Genomic DNA, 26,042 nt, shown 5'->3' with positions numbered 1-26,042 from the left:
ACCAAATCGGGGACAGGTGCAGGCACCGTCACCAGTTCTCCAGCCGGGATCAACTGTGGTGCGACTTGTGCCGCCAACTTCAACCAGAACAGCAGCGTCACCTTGACAGCGGCAGCAACCGCCGGATCGACCTTTACTGGCTGGTCTGGGGCATGTACAGGAACAACAACCACTTGTGCAGTAACCATGAGCGCGGCAAAAACCGCCACCGCCAGTTTTGCGCCAATTCCAGTCCAGTTGTCCGTGACCAAAGCAGGAACAGGTGCAGGGACAATCACCAGCATCCCAGCCGGAATCAACTGTGGCGCCACCTGTGCCGCCAACTTCAACCAGAACAGCAGCGTCACCTTAACGGCAGCACCAGCAGTCGGAATGACCTTTGACGGTTGGGCGGGCGCATGTACAGGAACGGCAACGACCTGTACCGTGACAATGGCTCAGGCACAAACAGTCACTGCCAGCTTTACCGTCATACAAGTGGAGTTGACTGTATCTAAATCCGGCACGGGTGCAGGCACGGTCACCAGCGCATCCGCCGGAATCGACTGCGGTGTCACTTGTGCCGCCAACTTCAACCAGGACAGCAGCGTCACCTTGACGGCGGCGGCAAGCGCAGGTTCGGCCTTTAGCGGTTGGTCTGGGGCTTGCACGGGCACAACAGCTACTTGTACAGTGACGATGAGTGCTGCACAAACGGTGACAGCTAACTTTAACGCCGTCCAATTGGCATTGATCGTCAGCAAGACAGGTACCGGTGCAGGCACGGTCACCAGCGCACCCGCAGGTATCGACTGTGGCGCCACTTGTACAAGCAATTTCAATCAAAACAGCAGCGTTACGCTCACCGCCACCCCAGCAGCCGGATCAAGCTTCGACGGCTGGACAGGCGCTTGCACCGGAACAGCGACTACTTGTGCCGTAACAATGGCTCAGGCACAAAATGTTGGTGCCAATTTTACCTTAATACCCCTAGCGTTAACCGTAAACAAGACTGGCACAGGCGCAGGAACAATCACCAGTTCCCCAGCCGGAATTGACTGCGGAGTCACCTGTACGGGTAATTTCGCCCCGAACACCGACATTACGCTCACCGCCACCCCAACGGCGGGATCGAGCTTTGACGGTTGGACAGGCGCATGTGCGGGTACAACCAGCACCTGTACCATAACAATGTCCCAGGCACAAACGGCCGCTGCCAACTTTACGATAATCCCCTTGGCACTGACCATCTCCACATCAGGAACAGGCACGGGAACCATCACCAGCACCCCAGCCGGGATCGACTGCGGCGCAAGCTGTACGGCCAATTTCAACCCGAACACGACCGTCACGCTCACCGTTTCCCCGTCCGTGGGTTCAACTTTTGGTGGTTGGACGGGCGCATGCACCGGCACGGCCAGCACCTGTGCCGTGGTTATGGCCCAAGCACAATCGGTCACTGCCGTATTTTCGTTATTGAACACGACACAAAATGTCTCCACCTACCAATACGACCCCAACGGCAACCTCACCCAAGCCACCGACCCCTTGGGGCATAACCGCCAAACCCAATACGACAGCCTGGATCAAGCCATCCGCCAGCTTGAACCCGACCCCACCGTCAACGGCAGCGCCTTGGGGCAAATCGACACAGACTATGACGGCCTAGGCCAAGTGGTAAAGGTCACCGACCCCCGCAACCTTGAGACCAGCTACCAGATGGACAACCTGGGCAATGTGTTGAGCCAGACCAGCCCGGACACCGGGGTTACCCAAAACACCTATGATGAGGCCGGAAACCTCAAGACCCGCACCGACGCCAGGGGTAAAACGGCCACTTACAGCTACGACAGCCAAAACCGCATTACCCAAGTGGTTTACGAAGACCAAACCATCACCTACACCTGGGACACCTGCACCAACGGCATAGGGCGGCTATGCAGCCTTGCCAACGGCGGCAGCACAATCGCCCTCAACTACGACAGCCATGGCCGCATCACCAACAAGGCACAGACCGTAGGGACAATCGTCCAAAACACCGCCTACAGCTACAATACCCAAGGCCAGCTAATACAGACCGCCACCCCTGGCGGCAACACCCTCGGCTATGTGTGGCTCAATGACCGTGTCCAGGCCATCACCGTCAACGGCCAGCCCTTGATCGACCAGATCGCCTACGAACCCGACGGCCAGGTCGCGGGCTGGACATGGGGCAACGGCACCACCAGCGAGCGGCAATACGACCTGGCCGGAAGGCCCATCGCCATCAGCTTAGGCTTTGACAGCCAAGGCCAACTGCCGACGCTCCGCAACTACAGCCACGATGCCGCAGGGCGGATAACCGGCATTGTCGATGACGTTGACCCAACACTAGACCAGGCTTATGGCTACGACAACCTGGGCCGGCTGATAAGCAACCAGATCGGCGCGTTCACCCTCACCAGCCTGGGCTACAGCTACGACCTCAGCGGCAACCGCACCAGCAAGACACTGGACAACACAACAGCAGAAACCAGCACAATCGACCCCGGCAGCAACAAGCTACAGCAAAAAACAGGCAGCCAAACCACCGCCTACAGCTACGACCCGACCGGAAACCTGACCAGTGACGGCACGATAAGCTACGGTTACAACGCCCAAGGCAAGCGCACCATCGCCACCGCAAGCAACCTCAACGCCAGCTACGCCTACAATGCATTAGGCCAGCGCACCAAGAAAACCGTCAACGGCACCAACACCTTGTTCTCCTATACCGAACAAGGCCAACTGCAAGGCGAATACGGAGAAACCGGACAAGCCATCCAGGAAACCGTGTGGCTGGGCAACTTGCCGATAGCGGTGCTGAAACCCAACGCCAGCCAAGGCACAATAACCGATGTCTTCTACGTCCAAGCCGACCACCTGGCAACGCCACGCAAAATCACCCAACCCAGCGACAACAAGCCCGTGTGGGCGTGGGAACCCGAAGCCTTCGGCGACAGCCCGCCCAACGAAAACCCCGGCGGCCTGGGCGAGTTCGCCTACAACCTGCGCTTTCCCGGCCAATACTACGATCAAGAAACGGGGTTGTTTTACAACTACTTTAGGGATTATGATGCGAAGGACGGCAGGTATATCCAGAGCGATCCGATTGGGCTGGCGGGCGGTATTAATACGTATGCATATGTCAATGGGAACCCGGTTAACTTGGTTGATCCTGAAGGATTGGCTTCTTGTACATTAACTTTTTCAAATGGTGGGCTAGTTTGCGTACCAGTAAATCCACAAAATAATCCTGTCAATATTCCTGTGGCTTCAGGGAATAATGGTGGTGGTCAGCAATGTCGTAACAATCCTACATGTACTGCAATAAAAGGTCATGGGCCTATTCCACTTGGATGCTGGCAATGGACAACTGGTACGACAGGTAAACCAAATGGTAGAGTGTTAGTACCTTGTCCTGGTACAAATACAAATGCTACTGAAGGCCGTACTCTAATCCGTTCCCATAGTTGTAAATACCCATTTGGCCCAGGTCTTGGGCCAAAAAAATATTGTTCGGAAGGATGTGTAACTGGCACAGTGCAAGATATTCAGGATTTGAATAGACTAATTGATGCTGAGCCAGGAAGTACTTTGCAGGTTGTGCCATGAAAATGTATTTCTTTCACCGCATTAGCCTACTGATATTTTTGAGTATTTTCTTGCCGTTGCCCGCAAATGCCCAAAGCCTAAAAGCTTCAATTTCGAACGATGCTCAACAAGTGAGCTTTGCAGAAAATGTTATTACTATTGAGTTAGCAAGAGCTTTGAGTGTCTCGATTCGAAAGGAGCAAGAAAAATGTCTTTTGACATGTCCAGAAACTGGGGCTTTAGAACTTGCAATTGGATTGATAGGTGTAAGCCGAAGCGACGCTTCTTCTGATGCACTTGTTAATTTATTGGGGTTAAAGTTAGATGGTGCAGGTTCTGAGGGACTTAGCGATCAAATTTGTCTTCGCGGCGAAAAGCTAACTACTCGTTTGAAACGATTTAAAGCAAAGGAAATAGCTGATCGTTGCAGAACCACTTTTGTAGAACTGCAAAAACGGGAACTAGCGAATGTGGTTGATGTAAAGGTCGAACAAGTGTGTCACTCAGAAACAGAGATTAAAAAAACACAAGAAGAATGGCTAAATGCGATTAAATCAAGGTTAAGCTGCGAGCAATAAAAATTCCATTAAAACACTTACGCCTATGTCGGCGGGAACCCGGTTAACCTAACCGATCCGTTGGGATTGAAAGTGTTATGTACTTATGAACAAAGTACAGGTCATCTTGTTTGTAATGACGACAAAACTGGAAAGACAAAAATTGATGATAAAAATTGTTATGCTGGGTCACAAAGTGGCGGTGGAAGAGATGACCCAGCCAAGCAAGGAGACAAAAACAATGGCCCCCTTCCTCGCGGCGATTGGGATATTGGTGGTCATGATAATTCCAAAGGGCCTTTAACAATCGATTTAAGTCCCAGGTCTGGGAATGATGTATTTAATACAAATCGAGACCCTAATAGCTTTAGAGTTCATGGAGATAGTCGTGCGCATCCTGGTGATGCATCTCAAGGATGTATCATTTGTGGTCGGAATACACGCCAGACTTTAGTAAATGAGGGTGGCGCAATTACTGTTATTAAGTAAGTAATCAACCAATTAAATATGATTAGAATTAGATTAATTTTATTATTTATTATCAATGTCTTGCCGATAATTTCTGTAGCGTCTGATAATTTAAATTCTGATTATTTCTCTAAATTACTTGGCGTTGAACTTGGCAAACAAAATTTGAATGATGTACAGAAAATGTATGGGGACGCCAAAATCGAAGATATGGGTGATGCTGCAACTTCAAGGTCATCTATTTGCTACGCATTTACGCAGAACAATATTGATCAAATAGTCATATTTAGTTCAAATAATGAATTAGCGGGCAAACCAAATTATGTCGTTACTCAGATAGAAATACAGATAAAAAGCAACCCTACTAAAAACCTAAAATGCAATGCAAAGGTAAAAAATAATCGCATACCCCCTAGCTTGATTGGGAAAAGTAAAAGTGAATTTTCGGATAAGCTTGGTTTTAATTTGAAAGATGTTACCAATAACTTCAATTATTCATTCTGCAATAAGGTTAGCATGAAAAAAGATGAGCCAACCTATAGTTATTGGAAGGGAAGAACAGAGTGTTTTAATTCAGAAACAACCCCTTATTATGATATATGCACAAATATCCAAGCAAAATTTGAAAATAGTATCTTATTGAAATTAGTTTTAAACCGTTCAGAAAGCGTGTGTTAAAACCGCGTAAGGCCGTAGCGAGTAGCCTGGATGGAGTGTAACGGAATCCGGGCAATCGTGGCTTCGATGTCCCCGTATTCCGCGCTGCTTCATACGGGCTACCTTGCTGAACTTAAATCTCCAGCGGGGAGGGCAATAATGTTGCGATGGAAAGATATAGTTTTATTATTTATTTTCATCCTTCTGCCATCCCTGCCTGCTCACGCCAAAGACTTTGGATGCCAAAAGGCGAAATCTGAGTTAGATTGTGTAATCAAGTTTCGTACAGTTATTTATCAAAAGAATCCAGAATACTTCTGGAAGGTATTATATAAAGCACGAGATCATGCTCGCATTTGTAATTCTGCCAAAAAAACAAGCCAATTTCTTGGTCTCGTACGCATATCGAATACACCTATTGAACTACAAGAGTTTTTATCCGAAGAATTTGAGACGCTATGCGCAGAAAACCCGATTTGCTTTAAAAAAGCGAAAAACTTATTGGATTCGAAACTCCAAGTCAAGCTAAATAAGAGTCTAAATAACCCATTATTTCGTGATATTGATGAGCTAAATATATGCCGCTAAGAGCCATCATATTCACTAGGGAATAACAAAGATGGCAAACAAAGATGGGGTCAGGTCTTGCAATGCCACATTATCCTATTGTTATTTTCTTTCAATTAAAGATAAAAATCAATGGGGTCAGACCCACTGCTGTCCCACAGTTTAGCCTCACCATAAGGCCGCCTGCACGAACTGCTGTTGATCGGGCGGCGGTTCGGCCTTTATCAGCTTGATCAGGTCGCGTTTGGCAAACAAATTCAGTGCCAACAGCCGGATGATATGTTGTAGGGACGCTTGTACTTTGTTGCAGAACTTGAGGTACGCCAACAGCAAATAGACACACATGGCAACCCAAATCTGGGTCATGACGGCGTTCTTGCTGGTGCCAAGGAATGATTTGATCTTAAGGTTCTGCTTGATCCATTTAAAAAACAGCTCAACCTGCCAACGTTGTTTGTAGATATCCGCAATGGTCTGTGCCGACAGCTTGAAGTGGTTGGTGATGAAGGTGTATTGCTTTTGTGTGTCGGCATCGACGTAGACGACTTGCCGTACATCGGGTAGTTGCTTCTGGCGGGAACGCAGGGAGTTGTAGCGGATCACCGAATCGCTGATGACACCGGACTTTGCAGGGACAGCACGGTGCCCAATGACCTCATACGTGGCATTGCTGCGTTGCCGGGTGACGTAGAAAACCCCTTGCCCCGTCAATGACTTATACCAGCCATAATCATTGTAGCCCCGGTCGCAGACGATGATGCCGCCCTTCGGCAAGGTGAGCAGTTTGGCGCATTCGCTGTCTGCTTTCTTGCTCTCCGTCACCGTCACAAACGCTGGGAGATGCCCACGTAAGTCAAGCCCTACGGTCAGCTTCATTGCGCCCTTGCCCAAAGCGTAATGCGACCAAGGGAACAGCTTGAGCGACAAGTCGATGAGCGAAGCGTCCAGGGCATAAAGCGGGTTCTTAAACCGGAAACCGTGCTGGGGGGCATGCTTGGCACAGCGGTTATACAGTTGGTAAAACAACGCTTCGTAACAACTGGCGGGTTGTCGGCTGTTCAGCCGGGCCAAACTTGAACGGGTGATGGGTGTACCGCCCAGGTGGTAGCTGTATTGCCGCTGGGCGTTAAGGTTGGATTCAATGTCACGCAGGCTCTGCCGTCCGCCCAATTGCCCAAAAGCGAGGGCGACAAACTGTGACCAGCGGCTGGTTTTGCGCAGCCGTTGGCCTTCGTGGTGCGCTGACGCGATTTTTTCAAACTCATGTCTGCCCACGATTTTGAGCAGTTGGGACAGGATTGTATTACAATGTGGCATGGCCTAAGTTCCTATGTGTTTCAATGTGTTGTCGTAAACTCATTGTAATCCAACACGGGATTCTTAGGCCGACTTTCTTGTTAAACTGTGGGACAGCAGTGGGTCAGACTCGATTGATTTATGTTGTTGCAAAAGATGGGGTCAGGTCTTGCAATACCACACTATCCTATTATTATTTGCTTTCAATTAAATGTTGTTTTGCAAGACCTGACCCCATGCCTGCATTAAGAATTCGGAATTAGCAGATCAATTCGAAGATTTTTTAGCAGAAAAATGCTTTGTTTTATTCAATATTAAATTTGAGTCTGACATTGTTGAATTTTTTTTTGGTCAAGCTAGCTCTGTGGATAAAGTCAAAGAGCTAGTTGACCGTTTTAAGGTCGTACCGCGTACGGCGGGTAAAAACCACCATTTGTAGGGCGTGGTTAGCCGTGAGTGACGGGGTATGTTACCCCGTCACTCACGTTTTGCCGATGGATGGATTTTTGTGCCACGTTGAAACCCTACGAACGGGGCAACATGCCCCGTCCGGCGGAAAGGAGCAATTATATTTGGGAATATCTATGGATCATTAGGGCCGTAGGTTGGGCTGAATGCAATGAAGCCCAACATAAACGAAGCCTTGAATGTTGGGCTTCGCTACCGCTCTGCCCAACCTACGAACTGCTTCAGCTTCAATAATTCAAGCAAATTTGCCTATTGCAAATGGGATATTGAACCCATTAACTTTCTACAACTACGTCCGAAACCGTGGGCCGTGGGATCTCAAAAAACAAGGATATAGTGCAGACTTTGGTAATTACCATTACGGTATAGTAGGAGCTGCAACCGGATTATTTTCACCCGCCACATTATTAAGGGAAGCTGGAATCAACCAGTGCACTGGGCCAAATAATAACCCCTCACAATTTGGTAACCCATTAGATAATGGGTCACGCGGTGACGACTTTGTTGATAGCCACTGGATTCGGGAAGGAATGAGAGATTATTATTCCGGAATGTATGGATCTCCTAACTTTATTAATCCTGTGCTCGGCAGTATTAACGAAGCTGGATCGATGGCACATGCTATTTCTGTTTATTTAACATGCCTAACTTGCAGATAAATTTCATTAATTTGGAGAATAATGCATGAAGTATTTGAAGTTTCGATATATATTGGTATTAGCCGTTATAGTACTTGCTTACCACCTATCTCCTTTTTTGTTCCTTGGGGGTCTGATGGCCAGATGTGATGGAGAGCATATAAATGAACTTTATCGATTGACCTCTATTCAGAATAAATATGTTCTCGTACGCGCAGATAACGTATGTAAAGACGGGGAGGTGTATGAGGCGCTTCTCTATGTCTTGAAGTCATCGTCGGACAATCTATCCCCACAGAATTTGATTTGCTTAACATACCCTCCTAGTCAAACATTAAAGGGGCAATGGGGAAATGACGATACCTTAAAGCTGATCTCATCAGATAAACAGGCTTGTCGATGGACAGATCGGCTACCAAGCAACATAAAATTTGTTTTTTCTAATTCTTAAGGACGATTTTAGGTGTCGTTAACCTTTATAGCTATGTCGGGGGGAACCCGGTTAACCTAACTGATCCCTCTGGCCTATTCAATCCCAAAGATGGGGTCAGGTCTTGCAATACCACATTATTCTATTGTTATTTTCGGCATTGGTAATTAGGTATAGGTTTGCAATTTTTAGGTCTTATTTTTCAAGTATATAAAGACGAAAAACTATACAAAATTAACAATGCCTTATTTTCTTTCAATTAAAGATAAAATGTTGTTTTGCAAGACCTGACCCCATTACTTGCGGCCCAGCGACAACAAGGCGCTGTGGACATGGGAACCGGAAGCCTTCGGCGACAGCCTGCCAAACGAAAACCCCAGCAAGGAACTGATAAAAATAATCCAGATAGCAATGACAAAGCAAGCAAAGGACCAACTCCTAGAGGCAATTGGAAAGTAGGTGATCGATATAACAGTAAACATACGGGGCGGGACACAATTTATTTAAACCCCCTACCAGGCAATTCGGTTTTTGGTACGAGCCGCGATCCAACTACGTTTAGAATGCATGGTGATAGCAGCAAAAGACCAGGCGATGCTTCTGAAGGTTGTATTGTGTGTGGGCCAAAGACGCGAAATACCATTTATAAGAATGATGGTGGGGGAGCTACCGTGACGGTAGTGAAATAGAAAATGCTAAATAAAAAATTCATCCTTTTAGTTTTTTCTTTTATGGCGATCTTTTGTGATTTAGTTGCTGTTGCAGAAGATGTGGCTACGAACAAAGGTTCTCTGTTCAAAGAGGATAGAACAATAGCTGGTATTAGTATCGGAAAAACTTCAATTATTTCAATCAAAGAGAGGCATGGTGGAGTAATACAGAAAAAAAAGGATGCTGATGGTTCGTTTAATTCTCTTTGTCTGATAGTGAATAGAGGCAGCCATAGATATTTGTTATCTTTGGATTCTGGTGCTATGGGAGGTTGGGACATAATCACGGAGTATGAGATATCTGTGGTTAATAGTGGCGAATATACGGATGAATATTTTTCGCCTAAGTTGGATTGGACAGAAGATGGATAATATGCTTCGCAAGTACGGTGAACCTAACAAAATAAGCGTTAATACTCTCGAATATTCATTTTCATACCAGAAAAGCCAATCGAATTCTGGAGTTACTGACATTTATTCTGGGATAACGGTTTACTTTGATGAAAAAAAGATAATTTACAAGATAGATGTTTTTGAGGTTGAGTCGGACTAACCCGTAACCCGTAAGGCGGATTCGCGTGAGCAATCCGCCATAAACGAGGCCTATAATGCTGGTTATGCCCCGGACATTTCCGGGCATGGGTTTTGGGTTGGGATGTATGCCTCCGCGTGACGGGATACAAAAGATGGGGTCAGGTCTTGCAATGCCACACTATCCTATTGTTATTTGCTTTCAATTAAATGTTGTTTTGCAAGACCTGACCCCATGCCTGCAACTATTTAAATTCAAGAGTGTATTTGGGTCGTTTATGTTTATTTTGATTGTTCATGTTCACCTCTGATGACATTATAATTCTGTCTTTAGAAGTGTCCTGTTTAATTAAACCATTTCAATCTGTGTGCTCGGTCTACAGGCCTCGCGGTCTTGATCCAAAATTTTAGAAAGCACATGAAAAAGATCGTGTGGACTGTAGTGACTGTAACCTTCATGCTGGTTGCCATGGCATTAGTGCGATATCAACGCGATATAGTCGTATTTGGTTTCTTAGATTGATCAATCAAAGTAATACCAATCCCAATAAGTTGCTATATGAATCCCCTCATCCTGGCCTTCTCCCTCTGGAGAAGGTTTCAATGAGAACTTATTGGGATTGGTATAACTAGCCTTTGGCGAATAACCAGTTTGTAAAAAAGAAACTATACTTAATTCGGTTAAACAGTTATCTATTTGCTAAGTACGCCTATGATTACATGCGCCGATTGTGAGGGTATTACTGAATCCTCAGTTATAAGGTTTTTCTCAAATACAGAGGTTGCCGGCTTCTATGAATGGTGCGATGGGTCAGCCGAAAAAGATTTGGAGCGGCTAGTTTTTCAAGTTTCCAAGGAGTCTAGTTGTTTGGAAGCCCACATGGAACGGATTTATTATTGTTTCCAAAATTATCTCGATGAACAGCTTTTTGGTGCCCTTGTTGATTTATTGGTCGTCTTAAAAAGAAACGGTCAGGCGTTAGGCAAGCGAATGGTTATCGGATCTAAATCGAGGCTGACTGAAAATCAGTTTCAAGTATTAACCAACCACCTCGACAGCAAAAGTTCGAGCATGGATCTGTTGCCCGGAAGTCGTTATTCAGTTTTTACCAAAGGATTGTGGTCGGCAACTGCACTCTTGCAACTAAACGAAAACAGCAATGAGGAAGAATACGATCCTTTGGCTTTGGCGCGAGATTATGTTGAATTTAGTCAAATTGATAATGCAATTCACATCCTTGAACAAGCCATATTGGTGCAGCCCGAAAGAATGGAATTGCATAACGAATTATTATTGCTCTTCCGTTCCATCCGTGACGAAATCCGGTTTAACAGGACATTTGAGGAGTTGTCCCGCAAAAGGTTGATTTTGCCCCCTGAATGGAAGCAACTCCATGATTTTTTTGTTGGCTTGAACAATGACGGAAAATAACACAAGGCCATTAAAACTTGCGCTTCATGCAATGGATGCCCGTGTTGTAAAAACCATGATGTTGTTTTTGCAGGGGCCCTGCAAAGGCGCGGCAATCGTGGTGAATATAGCAAAAGATGCAGATGTTGATGTTTTTGATGCAGATGCGCCTGTTTCAAAAAAATTATTAGTGCAGTGTTTGCAGGAAAACAGGTTAAAACCTGTAATTGTTTTATCGTTACAGGATTTTGCACACGATGGAATCTTGCACATAAAAAAACCTGTCAAAACGAGCGATATGTTACTCGTTTTGAATCAGGCCAAAACTTTAGCAGATGAACTTTCAAAAAAGACAACCGAACTAGATAAAGACGCGGCAACTGAAGCGGTTGAAAATGATTTGATCGATCTTTTTAATGATGAGTTTTTTGGTTACATTGCAACGACCACCTGGGATGACCCGGTAGCGAAAACTGGTGCTGCCGAAATACTTCGGCGAGTGGACACCCCCCAAAAACAAGAACCCAAAACGCCAGTAAATGATCAGGACGGACACAGTAAAACGCCTGAAGATCAAATGGCTACGCCCGCACAAGTTTCTCCTGAACCGAAACCGATTGCTGAAATATTTGAGGAACAGGTGGACGAAACGGCTGAAAAACAGGAATCTACAACGTCAGTAACCGATCAGGACGAACCTGAAAAGCAAGAACTCAAAACGTTTTTAATTAACCAGGAACGCCAAAAAACGTCCAAGCATCAAACCGCGATGCGCTTGGACGAAAAAGGCTTTCATGCTTATATCGGCTCAATTTCGGACCTTGACGTTAATGACCCTGGGCAAATAATTAACGCCTGTTACAGTCCAAAAGACTACTTTCAGGGTTATGTTCAATCTGCTTTTGCTGCTTGCCGGACAAAAGGCCGGGCTTTATTGCTGCAATCCGGCTGGCGTCCCATCACTATCTTTCCATATACGGAGGAAATCTGGCTTGATGCGCGTGATTCTGAATTAAGTGCCTTTGCCGGAATCAAGCTCAAATATAAAACCATAGCGCCAAAAATAGCTATCACCCCTATTGACCCTAAAGCGATGAATTTAGGCGGTGCATTGGATAAGTTTCAAAGTATGGATGCATTTTTGTGGAAATTGGCCTGCTGGACATCAAAGGGGCGCTATCCTCAGGATATTGATTACAGGCACCCGATTTATTTAAGAAGCTGGCCTAATTTTACCCGGCTCCTGATTACACCACATGCACTCAGAATCGCGGCTTTGCTTATCCAAGGCCCTAGAACCATGATCAATGTCGCGGAAATGCTCAACATCAAGCCACAATATGTTTTTGTATTTGTCAGTGCTGCCTACTCGGTAAGTTTAGTTGGTCAGGCCAGAAGGCTGGCCGATAGTCTAGTACAGCCCCCGGTTGTTACGCCAAGCAAAGGTCAAGGATTGTTGGGGCGCATCATGAGCAAATTACGCGGTAACAAGACATAAAGGCATACATTACATGACGCAATTTAAAATTATTTTTACCGGCCCCGTCGGTGCCGGAAAAACCACAGCTATACACTCCATCAGTGATATTCCGCCAGTAAAAACTGATGCTTCGGCCAGTGACATGACTAAATCCAGAAAGTCTGCGACAACGGTCGCAATGGATTACGGCATTATGAATCTTGAGGATGGCGAGAAAATTCACTTATATGGGACTCCGGGCCAAGAGCGATTCGACTTTATGTGGGATATCTTGGTCAACGGCGGTATTGGCTTAGTTTTGCTGCTGGATAACACGAGAGCCGATCCATTCAAGGATATGTGGTTCTTTTTGGAATCGTTCAAGAAATTTATTGCTGAAACCAATGTCGCTATCGGTATCACGCAAATGGATATCAGCAATAAACCGACTATCGCCGATTATCATGCCCAATTAAAAGTTTCAGATTTGAAACCGCCCATTTTCGCCGTTGACGCGAGAGTCAAGAACGATGTCTCCTTGTTAGTACAATCGTTGCTGTACTCATTAGACCCAGGCCTAGTGGAATAATTTATGAGTAAATATACGTTAACTGATGGCCTTTATTTATGCCCTACGCCAGCCGGGGCTTATTATGCTGTTTGTGCAAACGATGCCGACAAACCTCGGCAATTTATCAGGCAGACGCTCCAACAACCGGAAACAAAGACGTTAAATCTCGAGAATCTGAAACAATTGATGGGTATGGACGACCCACAAAAATGCTGTGAGTTACTGTACCGTTGCCAGAAGCTGGGTTGGGTGCAAGGGTTAAGCGTTAAACGCCAATACCCGTCCGATCTACTTGAAAAGATCCTGCCTGGCTTGCTTAGTAAAATGTCAGAAAATGGCAAGGTGTTACTGGCCGATATGCAGGGTTTTTATCTTGCCAGCCACGGCTTTCCGCACGAAGTGGCCGAAGAGCTATCAGGACTCAGCGCCGAGCTTGCAACCGTACATGAGCGTCGTTCTGGCGTGTTGATAAAGAATTTGGGCGTAGCCAGCCAGTCGTGGGCATTGGTCGATGTATTCGGCAACAGTCAGCTCGGCTTTTGGCCTTTGTTTGTCGGTAGCTACCGTTTCATTATTGTCATTTCCGGGGTTCCCCATTTTAATCAACCGGAATTTGTTAATCTGGTTTGGGCTTTGTCTATCCGCTACGCGGAAGGCAGCCAAACTTAAGTATTTTATTTTATAATTAAAGAGGAAAAATCATGCGAGCAGACTTGCTAACTTCTGTATTGACAGACCTAAATGGAACTTCAGCGGATATCGAAGCGTCAGGCATTATTTCAACTGACGGATTAATGATCGCGTCCGTATTGCCCGTTAATATGGATGAAGACCGCGTGGGCGCGATGAGTGCTGCTATGCTTTCACTGGGTGACAGGACGGCTCAGGAATTAGCCAGGGGAACCTTGGAGCAGGTGTTGATTAAAGGTGCCAAAGGTTATGTCTTGATGACTTATGCCGGTACAGAAGCCGTATTGACAGTGCTAGCCAAACCTAATGCAAAATTAGGCTTGATTTTTCTGGATGTAAAGCGAGCGGCTGAGAGCATTATTGGTTTGCTGGAATAAACGAAGGGTGTAACTAAACTAACCCTTTTTATGTTTTCAGCATACGTATAGAAGAAATCAACGAAAGACAAAATATCCGTCTCCCCTTCGATTAGGGGACGCGATTTTTTATGCTTGATTGTTTTTCTTTCTAGATTACCAGCATCTCTAAAAATGCCTTCTCTTTAAGAGAAGGTATTAACGCAGGTCGATATAGTATTAGGCATGGCATCTGACCCAACCAATGGGTTGTAAATAATAAGCGCCCAGTCCATTCTATTCTTGCAGGAATATTGAAACACCCTTCAATACCTCTTTTTTTGTTGACTTTCACAAAATTAAATCAAGCCATGTATTGATAAAAACAGTTTATCAACTACGCTTAATACCATAGCCTGTCATTAATAATCAATCCTAAATAATACTTTTAAGTAATAGGTAACTGCATACTTTGCGGATTCAAGCACAGGGGTTTTGGACGCAGATTTAACAAAAGTCGAATAAGTTTTACAGCAATCATGGAACACAATAATCTACAGTTTGAAGGTATAGATAAGCATGAGCCCCGTCAGTTGCTGGTAGGGCTTATCGGCTTTAATGTTGCGGATGAAGAAAGTTTCAGCCGATTTTTTCAAGTTGCGCGGGCTGGGCGCACATATGTCACAGCAAATCCCTCTGATAATGCACGTAGTCATATTCTTCTGGTCAATTATGATGATGCGGAAGCACTGAGAGAAAAAGATACGCTACTGGCAACCCATCCGCAAATCCAAGTGGTTGCGGTAAGTCGGGGGGCTTTACTTGAACCGCCACCCTACCATATTCGTGGCATGCTGTTTGCCGCTAGGGTGTTAACGACCCTTGATAAGGTTTCCTTAGAGCCATTTGCCGAAACGGTCTCAGATCAATCGCCACTTTCCGAGGTGTTTTCAACCCAATCACCCCTTCCTACTGTGGCGGTTTCAGGTCAATTGCCACCTTCTGAATCGGCTTCTGCTCAGCCGCAAGAGATTCCAAGGGTATTGCCGCCGCAAGTTGAAGAAAAACCCGCGCCGCAAGTACAAGCCAATCAGACAGGCAACGTTATACCAATAACGTCTCCACCGACGGTAAGGCCAGTAAATATGGGCGGTTATAGTGCGTTAGTGGTGGATGATAGCATCGCCATTCAAAAATCGCTGGAGCTTAACCTTGCCACGCTACCACAAATCAGTTTGATTGATTTTGCCGATAGCGGTGAAAGCGCAATACAGAAAGCGGATACCAAGCAATACGATCTCATTTTCCTGGACGTTATGATGCCGGGGATAGACGGTTATGAAACCTGTACCCGGTTTCGAAAAAAACCGGAGTACAAAAAAACGCCCATCATCATGGTGTCAGGAAAGACCTCGCCCTTAGACGAGGTTAAGGGTGTCATCGCGGGTTGTACAACTTACCTAACCAAGCCGGTTCAGCAAGAAGCATTCCAAAAGCTCAGTATCAGGGTGCTAACTTGGCTGGAAAAGCAAAAAAATCTGAAAGTATCTTAATTCTATATTTAATCTTAACAGGGCAATTTTATGGCGATACAAACAATTTTAATCTGTGACGATTCCCCAACTGATCTGGCGAACCTGAAAAATGCGTTGGAGGGCACCAATTGCAATTTGGTTACAGCGAGTTCAGGAGAAGAAGTCGTCAAAAAAGCCAAATCGGAAAAACCTGATGTCATTTTCCTGGATATCGTGATGCCCGGAATGGACGGATATGCCGCATGCCGCACCTTGCGTGACGATCCTGAAACCAAGCACATTCCGGTTATTTTTGTCAGTAGCAAGCAACAAAAGGCTGATCGTGTGTGGGCCCAAATGCAGGGCGCGAAGGATTTGATCGCTAAGCCCTATGAATCCAAAGAGGTCATAGACAAGTTAGGGGCGCTCTAACAGGATGTTGTAGAGCCCGACCTTGGACTCAACAACTCGAGCATAACTATTAACAATCATGTCGAGCAATTATCAATGCCTATAGACGAATTTAAAGTGGTCGAACTTACCAAAACTGACCTTCCGATGTTTCAGCCAGAAGATTCTGTGGCAATGCTGGAAGCTAAAATAGAGCCCGTTTTCGGGATTCGTATCGGTAGTTTTGGGTTTTTAGTGTCCACAACCTTATATTGCGAAGTATTGGATAAAGTACAAGTCAATGCGTTGCCTAACGTCCAACCTTGGGTAAACGGAATACTTAATTTACGAGGAAATCTAGTATCGGTTTTCGATTTGCTTGTGGTTTTAGAAGAAGCTGTCGGTAATAAAAAACGCCGTCTATTTACCATAGACCGGGGTGATAAAGCGGTAGCGCTCTGGATAGACAGCTTTCCAGAGATCAAAGACAGGGCATCCTTGCAGCCACTTAAAGAGTTACCAGAGCTACCGCAAATTCTGCAACGCTTTGTGACTGGCGGTTATGAGCAAAACGGTCAAGTTTGGCTTGATGTCAAATTAGAAGACTTGTTTAAGGCGTTGGGACATCACCAATACACAACGGAGGAGATGGCGATATGAAACAAAAACTTCAGATCACACCGGAAAAATTTTTCGGTGATCCCGTTGCTATTATTGAGCAACTTGCCGATCTGTCGGCACAAGATGGCTACTACGGCTTGCAAGATGCAAATCTGGTGCTGGCTGAGGCGCTACGGGAATTACAGTTAGGCAATAAATTTCGGGCAGGTTCAGGTTTATCGTCCAAAGTTGCCGTTTGGTCTGATTTGTTTGAAAAATTCTGGGATAAACCTAAGCAAACGGCTAAAGATATGATTCACTATCTTCGTTGTCAAGAGTTGAAAATTCCCATGGCGGACGGAGAATTTACTATGCTCGAGCAACAGCTTTGCCGTGACGCAGACGTAGCTGCTAATGGCTTACCGGTTTCATCTGTTGCCGCAGCAAATAGTTCTGCACACGTTTCTGAAGAACAAGTCGCAAATGTTGAACAACTTGCCGACCAAGCGGCTACCGAAGGCTTATATGCACTCCAAGATGTCAATCTGTTGTTGGCAGAATCCTTACGGGAAATCATCAACGAAGGCGCTGCCGTAAATTTGGGCTTAATTTCGGCACTTTCCGATTGGTCTGGGCTGTTAACCAGCTACCGTAACGATCCGAAAAGTGGAGCGGAAGCCATCATCAACTTCCTCCGTCATCCAGGGCTGAAAATACCGATGGGGGATGATGAATTTGCCATGCTGCAAGAACAGCTTGTATCTGAGGCGGCAGCAAATACAGACATTCCAGAGCAAATCACCATAGGAGAATCATCGCCAAAAGCAAAAGAAGCCAAAGTTAGCGGCAAAGAATCATCCGCGCCAGTCTCCCGAGTCGCGCAAGAGTTAGTTGACTTGTTGATAATGGAGACCGAACAAGTCCGTTCCCGTCTGAAAGGCATAGCCATCGGCAATAACGAATCGGCGTTGAATGGGCTTCAAGAGGCAGGGGACGAACTGGAGCGTTTTGCCAATGCGTCCAAAACTGCTGGATTTGGCGGATTAGCAAAGATATCTGAACATATTAACTTGAATATTCAAGACTTTCTTGGCCATATCGAGGACTTTACAAAAGAACGTCTCGATTTATTGCTGGAATGGTTAAGCCAAGTCCAAGAGTATTTGCCTTCATTCAATGAAAGCAGTTCGGGGCAATTGATCGTTACAGGATTAACGGATGAGCAATGGGCTTTGCCCCTGTCTTTCGAAGAATTGGCGGTCATCCTGTTGCAGATTCGTACCGAAAGCTCCGACGTAGGCGAACAAGCCGAAGCTGTACGCGTAGAAATTGCCACCGATGAAGACGTTTCGCTTGCCCTGCCAGGTGATGCTAATCAAGAATTGCTGGATCTTTTATTGCAAGAACTGCCAGTGCAGACGCAGCAATTTTCTGAAGCTGTCCAACGCCTACATTTGGGAGGCAATGAAAAGGATGTGGAACTGGCGCAGCGGGTTGCTCATACACTTAAAGGTTCCGCAAATACGGTGGGCATTAAAGGCATTGCAGTATTAACTCACCATTTGGAAGATATTTTGATCGCCTGTGCCAGTGAGCAAAAACTTCCTGGACGTGCCTTAGCCAACTCGCTGATTAATGCATCTGACTGTTTGGAGGGCATGAGTGAGGCGCTCTCAGGCACCAATTCACCGCCCAGCGATGCAAAAGCCGTATTGCAGGAAATACTTGATTGGGCAAACCGGATCGATAAGGACGGGCTACCTGACGCAGATACTGAAGAAAGCCTACCTGAAACACAAGCGGCATTCGGCGATGTGGCCGAAAGCAGCGAAAACGATGCACCATCACAGGCGCAAGTGACGATGGTTAGGGTCACAAGCGAGCAGATTGAGGACTTATTCAGGCTTTCGGGCGAAAGCATTATCCTCAACTCCCAGGCGAATGAAGGCATGCGCCGGATGAAAAAACAATTGCAAGCCATGAAAGTACAATTTTCCCTGTTGCAAGAACTTGGCGCGGAATTGGAACAGTTGATCGATCTCAAAGATTTGACTGGCCGATCTTTCGGCGCTGCCGACACAGACTTCGATGCGCTGGAAATGGATCAATACAACGAGCTACATACTGCCAGCCGCCGAATGGCCGAGGCTGCTATTGACGCACGGGAAATAAGTTTGGACGTCAATAAGGAGTTGGATAGGGTCAATGAGATTTTAGAGACCCAGCAACGTATGGCGGTCGATACTCAGGAAGTGGTCATGCAAACTCGCCTGGTGGCTGTCTCCACGGTTGCCCCAAGGTTGCAAAGAAGCCTTCGGCAGACCTGCCGTATGACTGGAAAACAAAGCGACCTGACGCTGAAAGGCGATTCTATCAAGATTGACGGAGACACCCTCAATTCCTTGGTCGATCCAATGATGCACATATTGCGTAATGCTGTCGATCACGGTATCGAAAGCGCGGACGAGCGTTTGGCACAGGGAAAACCTGGCAGCGGTCGATTAACTTTCGAGTTCGATCGTGAAGGCAATAATATCTTGGTTCGCTGCCGTGACGACGGACGCGGACTGGATTATGGCGCTATCCGTGCAGCCGCTGAAAAACGGGGGATAGTACAGCCGGGACAAGACATTTCCGAAGAAGAATTAAAACGCTTTATATTGCGCCCCAACTTTTCTTCTCGCACTGTTTCGACGCAGACTTCGGGACGCGGCGTAGGTATGGATGTGGTGCGTACCCAGATCGTCAATATGGGGGGAACGCTTAGGCTGGATTCCGTGCAAGGGCGCGGTATGCTCATTGAACTACGGGTTCCGCTGCCGCTTAGCATGACTTACGCGCTGTTAACTTTCGTGGGCCGATATCGGGTGGCGATTGCCACTAAAGGTATCCACCAGATCGTTTATTCCGCTGTGGGCGAGGTTGTCATAGAAGACGGCAAAGAAACATTGTTATTAGAGGGCAATACTTACTCGGCGGTCAGATTGATCGATTTATTGCACATCCCCGACCATCGTAAGGTTCTTCGCCCATACGGTGCGATTTTGTTAGTTCAGGATGAAGATAAAACAACGGCCGTGTTGATCGATGCCATTTACGATACCTTGGATGCGGTGATAAAAGGATTAGGTCGGTATTTCGGAAAGATTCCCGGATACATCGGAGCGACCATTTTAGGGGATGGCACTGTTACACCCGTGTTGGATATTCCTCAACTGCTCAGGGCACCTGCCCGTAAGATCACGGGTGATTCTACCGAGCCGCTGGATATAGCCGAACCCTCCTCCATGTTACCTACGGTTTTGGTGGTGGATGACTCACTTAGCCAACGCCGCGCCCTGGAACAGCTTTTGAACGATGCCGGCTACCGGGTAAGGAGTGCGCGGGACGGCATTGAAGCCACGGAGATACTCGCGCAATTTAGGCCAGATATTGTCCTAACAGACCTCGAAATGCCACGGATGAACGGTATTGAATTGACAGCGCACATCCGCACACACGCCAAAACAAAATCGCTGCCGGTCATTATGATAACGTCGAGGACTACGCAAAAACACCGGAAAATGGCTGAGGATGCCGGTGTCGATTCCTACATCACCAAGCCAGTGCGCGAAGAAAATCTGTTAACCGAAATGCAAGCCTTAATGGAGTTGGCGGCAGAAAACGCGCAAGTACAGAATATTGCGTAGCTTTTGTGAAGCTAGTCGCAAAAACAAGCCTAGTCACTTGTTAATATTGACAAATTAGACTAGGTTTGTAAGGTTTACTGATTAGCATTAAGTCATAATCATCAATTCCTTCTGGAATAGGCAGGGGTATGTTCAATGAAGCATTATTGTTAACGGACCAAACTAATCCATTAAATGAAACCATCTTTTTTAAGCGTTAAAACAATCTTACATTAAGGAACAACACGTCATGAATGAAGAACATGTTTTAGAAGAAATCAACACGGAAGGCTGGACTTCGGAGGAAATTAGTCGGGCATACGAACGTCGAAGTGAACTTGCACGTCAAAATATCAGTATTGAAGGCGGTAAGGCGTCGGAGGTGCGAACGGAAGATGAACAGTCGGATTTTCTCAGGGAAGAATCCCCTACGGACGACGATTATGGTGGCAGGCACTACTACGAACCAGTACCGCAAGCCATCGAAGACCAAGCAATCGAAGAGGATGAAGGACGCGAAGAAGCTGACTTATTCAGCCGCTTGTTGTTGTCCCAGAAGTTCTTGATCCTCGGTGTACTCGCGTTAATCATGGTGGCGATCCCACTCGGTTTTTATGTTGCCCGCATGCAACAAGACATCACCTACGCTAATTCGGAGTTGAAGGGTATAGACCCCACCCTCAGCATGGTAAAACTTGTGCAATTGACGCAGCAGCATCGCGCTTTGACTTCGCCAGCTTTAGGTGGTGATGCCGCAAGTTCGACAGCACGGGTTTCGAAACTAAAAGAAATCACCGATGCGATGTCGGCCTTGGATCCCTTGATCAATGTCCAGCTTAATAACCCGTCTATTGCCAAAGATTGGGGCAATGCCAAAACCCATTGGCAGGCACTGCTGGATCAGGTTAAAAGCGGGAAAATTACCACGCCAGAATCCATTGCTGCCCATACCAATGTATTGAATGATTACTTTGCATTAACCGACAGGATAGCCGATTTCACAGGCTTGGCGTTGGATCCCAACGCCGATTCCTATTACATGATGCGGTCAGGTTTATACGCAATGCCAAAATTAGCCGAGGCGCTAGATAGGACGGATGCTATTGGAACCGAGTTGTTGGCGCTCAAACAAGCCGACTCGGCGCAACGCGCGGTAATCACATCTTTACTGTCGCTCGCAAAATCTAACCAAAAAGAAGGTTTTGAGCAGTTGCAAAAAACCTTGGACAAAAATGAGACCGCGAAGGATGCGCTGCAATCGTTAGTGACCAAAACCTTGAATCGCTTAGATAAGATAGCTAAATTAACAGAAAGTGAAATTCTTGGTAAGCAATCGTTCAACTACGATCCCAAGACTTATAACGGTGATATAAAGTCAACCGTTGTCGGGCTATACCTGTTAAACACCTCGACGCTAGAGCAACTAGGAAAACTCATAGAAACCAGAAAAGCCCGTTTGCTTAAGGATTTGCTGATTGTAGCAGGCGGAATTTTGGCGTTGGCAATCATCTCACTGATTATTGCTTACTTCGTCTCGCTGAGTGTGACACGGCCTGTCGAGCATCTGGTTGGCGTTATGCGACAACTGGCAAGCGGCGACAGCACAGTGCGTGCCAATATACAGAGCTTGGACGAGATCGGTGTGTTGGCGCGCCAGTTCGACACCATGGTGGACCAGCGGGAGACGGTTAGCGCCAAGATTCAGCACGAGAACGAAACCTTGAACAACTCCATCATCAACTTGTTGGAAGCGGTGGCGGCACTTGCCCAAAGGGATTTAACTGTGAAAGCGCCAGTGGCGGACGACATTACCGGTCCAGTGGGTGACGCTTTGAACTATCTTTCCGATGAGACGGCCAAGGTTTTGAAAAGGGTAGTGCAGATCGCCGGAAACGTAGCCAGTGTGTCACAGCAAGTAAAAGCCCAGTCCGATACCGTAATTGAAAATGCGGCAGAAGAAAATCGCGAAGTCGAACGATCCGCTGTCGAGCTCAGCGCGGCATCTGAAGTCATGCTGGATATTGCTAAACTGGCGCTTTCTTGCAACGAAGCCGCGACCAAAGCCATCCTAAACACCGATAAGGCGCAGGTGACTGTACTAAGTACCGTGCAAGGTATCACTTCCATCCGCGACACTATCCGCGAAACGGAAAAACGGATCAAGCGTCTGGGTGAACGTTCGCAAGAAATTGGTTCCGTCGTGACCATCATTAACGGAATTGCTGAACGTACCCATATTCTCGCTTTGAATGCGTCCATGCACGCAGCCTCAGCCGGTGAAGCCGGTAAAGGATTTGCGGTCGTTGCGAACGAAGTACAAAAGCTCGCAGAAAACGCCCGTGAGGCAACTATGCAGATTTCCAACCTAGTCAACAATATCCAGGTCGAAACAGCCGACACAGTAACCACTATGAACGACGCTATCAGCCAAGTGGTGCAAGGGACGACCCTTGCCCAACAGGCCGGTAGCGAAATGCGGGAAACCAGGGAAACCACCGCTGAGTTAGTGCAATTGGTCCAACGTATCGCCGATAATTCCAAGGCTCAGGCCGAAACGACCCAGAAGTTAAAGGAACGTTCAATGCTAATCCAAAAATCCAGTGCTGAAACCTTTCAACAGCTAAAGGATCAAGGTGTGCAAACTGATCGATTGGTGGGGTTTTCCGGTAATTTAGTGCAGTCAGTAGGCGTGTTTACTCTGCCCAAAGATCGGGAAGCCGAGGCAGCATAGCAATCGAATTTTGCAAGATTTGAAATATAAGTACGTAGCGAATTTGCGCTATGAACATTAATTATCAAGTTCTCTGCAACACTCACAATGCAAGGAATCGAAGCAACAGGCAAGGCAAACACAATCGAATGCCGGACCAGACAACCGAGAGAAACCCGTAGGGTGACAATAGCACAGCGTATTGCGCCGTACGCGGTCATGTTCAAACTGTTTACGGTTGCGGTAATATCGCCCGTCGTTGCCGCACCAGGCGACTATCCAACAATCGGAGAGGCCTGGGCATCCTGTATGGCAATGGCTATAGAAGACGCTGCTTACTATTCTTCTACATACCCTGGCATTAAATATTCTTGTTCCACCTCAGAGTACCCCTGGGCTTTTGTCACTACTCTTCAATACCCTAATAATCCAAATATTTATCCAGCCGGGCAATATTTCGGTTTTTGTAATATTCCTAGCTGCATGTTACCTACCGATAACCCCAAAAATTCATCTGGGGATAACTGTTCCAAGGCAGGAAATCCCATCAACTTCATTACCGGTAATAAATTCACGGACGAAATCGATTATCAAGCGAGGGGGTCATCAGCCTTGCAGTTTACCCGGCATTACAACAGCAAGACTAGCTATCAGTACCAGACCACTTTCGGCATATTGGGAATTACCCTTAAGCCTTTAGGTTTAGCTTGGTCGCATAATTATTACCAAGGTCTGAGCGTCACTCCACCGCATAATTATTACCAAACACCTGCCACTGAGGTCAAATTAACGCTCGACAACGGTCAATCCTTCATTTTCAAGCCCGTGTCCAGTGCATGGCAACCCGATGCCGATGTCGATTACCGATTACAGGAAGTCCTGACCGCTGGTGTCCGCACCGGCTGGACAGTGACCACCTTGGACAATACAGTTGAAGACTACAATGCAGTCGGTGACTTATTGTCTATTACCGATCCAAAAGGCCTGACCCAAACCTTGACCTACAGTTGCACGACAGTGAGCGCCACTTGTCCGGTAGCCACCCCAACTTCGGTTGCACCCTATGCCGGACTACTCATCAAAGTAACCGACAATTTCGGGCGCAACCTCAGCTTTACCTACAACAGCGCTGGACAAATGACCACAATGGCAGACCCGACCGGCAACATCACACGCTATGGCTATGATGCTAACGGCAACTTAAAGACCGTCACCTACCCCGACGACACGCCGGCAGATTTAACGAACAACCCCAAGAAAATCTACATCTACGGCAGCGACACCGGGGAATTGGTCAATACCGCAGGCGTTCTACAACCTAACGCCCTCACCGGCATCATCGACGAGAACGGGGGGCGTTATGCCACTTATCAATACGACACCAACGGCAAGGCCATTTCCACCGAACATGCCATTGGTGGTGTAGAGAAGTACAGCATGGCCTATAGTGCCGATGGCAGCAACACCAGTGTCACCGATCCCTTAGGCTCCGTGCGTACCACCCATTTCACCACCGTCCTAGACGTACTCAAAAGCGCCGGAACCGACCAGCCCGGCGGTTCCGGCTGTAGCGTCGCCTCCAGCAATGTCACCTACGATGCCAACGGCAACGTCGCCAGCCGCACCGACTTCAACGGCCACCGCACCAATTACAGCAACGACTTGGCCCGCAACCTCGAAACCAGCCGCACCGAAGGGCTGACGGCGGCAGGGGCGAATACCCCGCAAACCCGCACCATCACCACCGAATGGCATCCCAGCTTCCGCTTGCCCACCAAAACCGCCGAGCCGGGCTTGGAGACGACTTACAGCTATGACAGCAAGGGCAACATCACCCACAACAGCCTAAAAGACCTCGTCACCAATAAGACCCGGAGCTGGAACACAACGTATACTTACTCTGCATCCGGCATATTATTGCAAAAGGTCGAAGACGGCCCGCGCACCGACGTATCCGACCTTACCACATACGACTATTACCCCGAAGATGCCGCCTGTACTGGCGGCCACCTGGGTTGCCGGGGACAACTGAAACAGGTTGCCAATGCCCTGGGGCATACCACCCGCATCACCCGCTATTCCGCACACGGGTCGCTCGAAGTCGTCATCGACCCGAACGGGCTGACGATGACCATGGCCTACGATGTGCGCCAACGGCTGGTATCTATGGACGTAAGCGGTGAATTGACCACTTACAGCTATGATCCAGTGGGCTTGATGACCCGCATCACCCAACCCAATGGCGCTTACCTGGCCTACCGCTATGACAACGCCTACCGCTTGATTGAAGTCAAAGACCAACTGGGCAACACCCGCACTTACACCCTGGACGCTATGGGCAACCGCACCAAAGAAGACCTCACCGACCCCAACGGCCAGCTCGTACGCAGCCAAACCAAGGTGTATGACGCGCTCTCGCGCCTACAAAACCTTGTGTTGCCGCAATAAGGGGTTGCCGACATGAAATCGACTGCAAAAGCCAGCTTTTTACTCGTATTTACCCTGCTTGCGGCATTGTTAGCCCCAAGCATCGCCCAGGCCGCCACCGTCAAGCTCACCGTCACCAAATCTGGCACGGGAACTGGCACCGTCACCAGCTCACCCGCTGGCATCAACTGCGGCGGCACCTGCAACTTCAATTTTACCACCAACACCAAGCGCCGGTTCCAAGTTTAGCGCGTGGTCAGGCGCATGTACCGGTACAGCGATTACTTGCTCCGTGACCATGAGCGCGGCAAAAACGGTCACCGCCAGCTTTGTGCCCGTCAAATTATTGACCGT

The 26,042-nt window shown here is 47.3% G+C and carries 22 protein-coding genes and 1 pseudogene; 22 read left to right on the top strand and 1 reads right to left on the bottom strand.

Features of this window, described 5'->3' with window-relative positions:
• Positions 1-48 precede the first annotated feature (48 nt).
• The 6 genes and pseudogenes from ACLQ6D_RS13485 to ACLQ6D_RS13460 all read left to right on the top strand — a co-directional run.
• A pseudogene (locus ACLQ6D_RS13485) lies at positions 49-168 on the top strand (InlB B-repeat-containing protein); the annotation flags it as partial.
• 18 nt (positions 169-186) lie between these two features.
• Positions 187-3,612: an InlB B-repeat-containing protein gene (locus tag ACLQ6D_RS13480; RefSeq protein WP_411727838.1), complete on the top strand. Its 3,426-nt coding sequence runs from the start codon at positions 187-189 to the stop codon at positions 3,610-3,612.
• Positions 3,609-4,169, top strand: a complete 561-nt coding sequence (locus ACLQ6D_RS13475) for an Imm57 family immunity protein (protein ID WP_411727835.1) — start codon at positions 3,609-3,611, stop codon at positions 4,167-4,169. The genes ACLQ6D_RS13480 and ACLQ6D_RS13475 overlap by 4 nt, the downstream gene beginning before the upstream one ends.
• 60 nt (positions 4,170-4,229) lie before the next feature.
• Positions 4,230-4,637 carry a hypothetical protein gene (locus tag ACLQ6D_RS13470; RefSeq protein WP_411727834.1) on the top strand — a complete coding sequence of 136 codons (408 nt, stop codon included), beginning with the start codon at positions 4,230-4,232 and terminating at the stop codon, positions 4,635-4,637.
• An 18-nt stretch (positions 4,638-4,655) separates the two neighbouring features.
• Positions 4,656-5,294, top strand: a complete 639-nt coding sequence (locus tag ACLQ6D_RS13465) for a hypothetical protein (protein WP_411727833.1) — start codon at positions 4,656-4,658, stop codon at positions 5,292-5,294.
• A 138-nt stretch (positions 5,295-5,432) separates the two neighbouring features.
• On the top strand, positions 5,433-5,861 hold the full coding sequence (locus ACLQ6D_RS13460) for a hypothetical protein (RefSeq protein ID WP_411727832.1): 429 nt from the start codon (positions 5,433-5,435) through the stop codon (positions 5,859-5,861).
• 147 nt (positions 5,862-6,008) lie between these two features.
• Here ACLQ6D_RS13460 and ACLQ6D_RS13455 read toward each other — a convergent pair whose 3' ends face one another.
• On the bottom strand, positions 6,009-7,157 hold the full coding sequence (locus ACLQ6D_RS13455; RefSeq protein WP_411727831.1) for an IS4 family transposase: 1,149 nt from the start codon (positions 7,155-7,157) through the stop codon (positions 6,009-6,011).
• A gap of 626 nt (positions 7,158-7,783) precedes the next feature.
• On the opposite strand from ACLQ6D_RS13455, the gene ACLQ6D_RS13450 reads away from it, so the two are divergent.
• The 16 genes from ACLQ6D_RS13450 to ACLQ6D_RS13375 form a co-directional block, all read left to right on the top strand.
• On the top strand, positions 7,784-8,263 hold the full coding sequence (locus ACLQ6D_RS13450; RefSeq protein WP_411727830.1) for a polymorphic toxin type 44 domain-containing protein: 480 nt from the start codon (positions 7,784-7,786) through the stop codon (positions 8,261-8,263).
• A gap of 741 nt (positions 8,264-9,004) precedes the next feature.
• Entirely contained in the window at positions 9,005-9,361 is a 357-nt protein-coding gene (locus ACLQ6D_RS13445) for a hypothetical protein (protein ID WP_411727837.1), read from the top strand.
• Between the two features lie 3 nt (positions 9,362-9,364).
• Entirely contained in the window at positions 9,365-9,754 is a 390-nt protein-coding gene (locus ACLQ6D_RS13440) for a hypothetical protein (protein ID WP_411727829.1), read from the top strand.
• Between the two features lie 871 nt (positions 9,755-10,625).
• Positions 10,626-11,345 (top strand): FimV family protein, encoded by a 720-nt coding sequence (locus ACLQ6D_RS13435; protein ID WP_411727828.1) that lies wholly within the window; start codon positions 10,626-10,628, stop codon positions 11,343-11,345.
• Entirely contained in the window at positions 11,332-12,822 is a 1,491-nt protein-coding gene (locus tag ACLQ6D_RS13430) for a hypothetical protein (protein ID WP_411727827.1), read from the top strand. Before ACLQ6D_RS13435 ends, ACLQ6D_RS13430 begins: the two co-directional genes overlap by 14 nt.
• A gap of 13 nt (positions 12,823-12,835) precedes the next feature.
• The gene (locus ACLQ6D_RS13425) at positions 12,836-13,372 is read left to right on the top strand and encodes a GTP-binding protein (protein WP_411727826.1); all 537 of its coding nucleotides are present in this window, start codon (positions 12,836-12,838) and stop codon (positions 13,370-13,372) included.
• A 3-nt stretch (positions 13,373-13,375) separates the two neighbouring features.
• Positions 13,376-14,023, top strand: a complete 648-nt coding sequence (locus ACLQ6D_RS13420; RefSeq protein ID WP_411727825.1) for a hypothetical protein — start codon at positions 13,376-13,378, stop codon at positions 14,021-14,023.
• Between the two features lie 32 nt (positions 14,024-14,055).
• Positions 14,056-14,421, top strand: coding sequence for a roadblock/LC7 domain-containing protein (locus ACLQ6D_RS13415; protein WP_411727824.1), 366 nt, complete (start codon positions 14,056-14,058; stop codon positions 14,419-14,421).
• Positions 14,422-14,918: 497 nt separating this feature from the next.
• Positions 14,919-15,932, top strand: coding sequence for a response regulator (locus tag ACLQ6D_RS13410; protein WP_411727823.1), 1,014 nt, complete (start codon positions 14,919-14,921; stop codon positions 15,930-15,932).
• A 30-nt stretch (positions 15,933-15,962) separates the two neighbouring features.
• Positions 15,963-16,325 carry a response regulator gene (locus ACLQ6D_RS13405; RefSeq protein ID WP_411727822.1) on the top strand — a complete coding sequence of 121 codons (363 nt, stop codon included), beginning with the start codon at positions 15,963-15,965 and terminating at the stop codon, positions 16,323-16,325.
• Positions 16,326-16,400: 75 nt separating this feature from the next.
• Positions 16,401-16,943 carry a chemotaxis protein CheW gene (locus ACLQ6D_RS13400; RefSeq protein WP_411727821.1) on the top strand — a complete coding sequence of 181 codons (543 nt, stop codon included), beginning with the start codon at positions 16,401-16,403 and terminating at the stop codon, positions 16,941-16,943.
• A complete protein-coding gene (locus ACLQ6D_RS13395; RefSeq protein ID WP_411727820.1) occupies positions 16,940-20,572 on the top strand; it encodes a response regulator in 3,633 nt (1,210 codons plus the stop codon). The genes ACLQ6D_RS13400 and ACLQ6D_RS13395 overlap by 4 nt, the downstream gene beginning before the upstream one ends.
• Positions 20,573-20,801: 229 nt before the next feature.
• Complete coding sequence (locus ACLQ6D_RS13390) at positions 20,802-23,282, top strand: methyl-accepting chemotaxis protein (protein WP_411727819.1); 2,481 nt, start codon at positions 20,802-20,804, stop codon at positions 23,280-23,282.
• Positions 23,283-23,369: 87 nt separating this feature from the next.
• A complete protein-coding gene (locus ACLQ6D_RS13385; protein ID WP_411727818.1) occupies positions 23,370-25,709 on the top strand; it encodes a DUF6531 domain-containing protein in 2,340 nt (779 codons plus the stop codon).
• Between the two features lie 12 nt (positions 25,710-25,721).
• Positions 25,722-25,937 (top strand): hypothetical protein, encoded by a 216-nt coding sequence (locus ACLQ6D_RS13380; protein WP_411727817.1) that lies wholly within the window; start codon positions 25,722-25,724, stop codon positions 25,935-25,937.
• Positions 25,843-26,042: InlB B-repeat-containing protein (locus ACLQ6D_RS13375; protein WP_411727836.1), on the top strand; the 200-nt coding region annotated here is incomplete at its 3' end. The genes ACLQ6D_RS13380 and ACLQ6D_RS13375, both read left to right, overlap by 95 nt.

This window comes from Methyloglobulus sp., from assembly GCF_046714055.1.
In the GTDB taxonomy this organism is placed as follows: Bacteria; Pseudomonadota; Gammaproteobacteria; order Methylococcales; family Methylomonadaceae; genus Methyloglobulus.
Note: the sequence above shows the minus strand (reverse complement) of the source record. Positions and strands in the feature narration are given on the sequence as shown.

Bases quoted from the DNA above. Each gene is read 5' to 3' on its own strand.
- ACLQ6D_RS13450 (WP_411727830.1), top strand. From the start codon at position 7,784: ATGTTGGGCTTCGCTACCGCTCTGCCCAACCTACGAACTGCTTCAGCT.
- ACLQ6D_RS13430 (WP_411727827.1), top strand. From the start codon at position 11,332: ATGACGGAAAATAACACAAGGCCATTAAAACTTGCGCTTCATGCAATG.
- ACLQ6D_RS13425 (WP_411727826.1), top strand. From the start codon at position 12,836: ATGACGCAATTTAAAATTATTTTTACCGGCCCCGTCGGTGCCGGAAAA.
- ACLQ6D_RS13435 (WP_411727828.1), top strand. From the start codon at position 10,626: ATGATTACATGCGCCGATTGTGAGGGTATTACTGAATCCTCAGTTATA.
- ACLQ6D_RS13390 (WP_411727819.1), top strand. From the start codon at position 20,802: ATGAATGAAGAACATGTTTTAGAAGAAATCAACACGGAAGGCTGGACT.
- ACLQ6D_RS13400 (WP_411727821.1), top strand. From the start codon at position 16,401: ATGCCTATAGACGAATTTAAAGTGGTCGAACTTACCAAAACTGACCTT.
- ACLQ6D_RS13455 (WP_411727831.1), bottom strand. From the start codon at position 7,157: ATGCCACATTGTAATACAATCCTGTCCCAACTGCTCAAAATCGTGGGC.
- ACLQ6D_RS13380 (WP_411727817.1), top strand. From the start codon at position 25,722: ATGAAATCGACTGCAAAAGCCAGCTTTTTACTCGTATTTACCCTGCTT.
- ACLQ6D_RS13475 (WP_411727835.1), top strand. From the start codon at position 3,609: ATGAAAATGTATTTCTTTCACCGCATTAGCCTACTGATATTTTTGAGT.
- ACLQ6D_RS13480 (WP_411727838.1), top strand. From the start codon at position 187: ATGAGCGCGGCAAAAACCGCCACCGCCAGTTTTGCGCCAATTCCAGTC.
- ACLQ6D_RS13420 (WP_411727825.1), top strand. From the start codon at position 13,376: ATGAGTAAATATACGTTAACTGATGGCCTTTATTTATGCCCTACGCCA.
- ACLQ6D_RS13405 (WP_411727822.1), top strand. From the start codon at position 15,963: ATGGCGATACAAACAATTTTAATCTGTGACGATTCCCCAACTGATCTG.
- ACLQ6D_RS13445 (WP_411727837.1), top strand. From the start codon at position 9,005: ATGGGAACCGGAAGCCTTCGGCGACAGCCTGCCAAACGAAAACCCCAG.
- ACLQ6D_RS13395 (WP_411727820.1), top strand. From the start codon at position 16,940: ATGAAACAAAAACTTCAGATCACACCGGAAAAATTTTTCGGTGATCCC.
- ACLQ6D_RS13385 (WP_411727818.1), top strand. From the start codon at position 23,370: ATGCAAGGAATCGAAGCAACAGGCAAGGCAAACACAATCGAATGCCGG.
- ACLQ6D_RS13415 (WP_411727824.1), top strand. From the start codon at position 14,056: ATGCGAGCAGACTTGCTAACTTCTGTATTGACAGACCTAAATGGAACT.
- ACLQ6D_RS13440 (WP_411727829.1), top strand. From the start codon at position 9,365: ATGCTAAATAAAAAATTCATCCTTTTAGTTTTTTCTTTTATGGCGATC.
- ACLQ6D_RS13460 (WP_411727832.1), top strand. From the start codon at position 5,433: ATGTTGCGATGGAAAGATATAGTTTTATTATTTATTTTCATCCTTCTG.
- ACLQ6D_RS13465 (WP_411727833.1), top strand. From the start codon at position 4,656: ATGATTAGAATTAGATTAATTTTATTATTTATTATCAATGTCTTGCCG.
- ACLQ6D_RS13410 (WP_411727823.1), top strand. From the start codon at position 14,919: ATGGAACACAATAATCTACAGTTTGAAGGTATAGATAAGCATGAGCCC.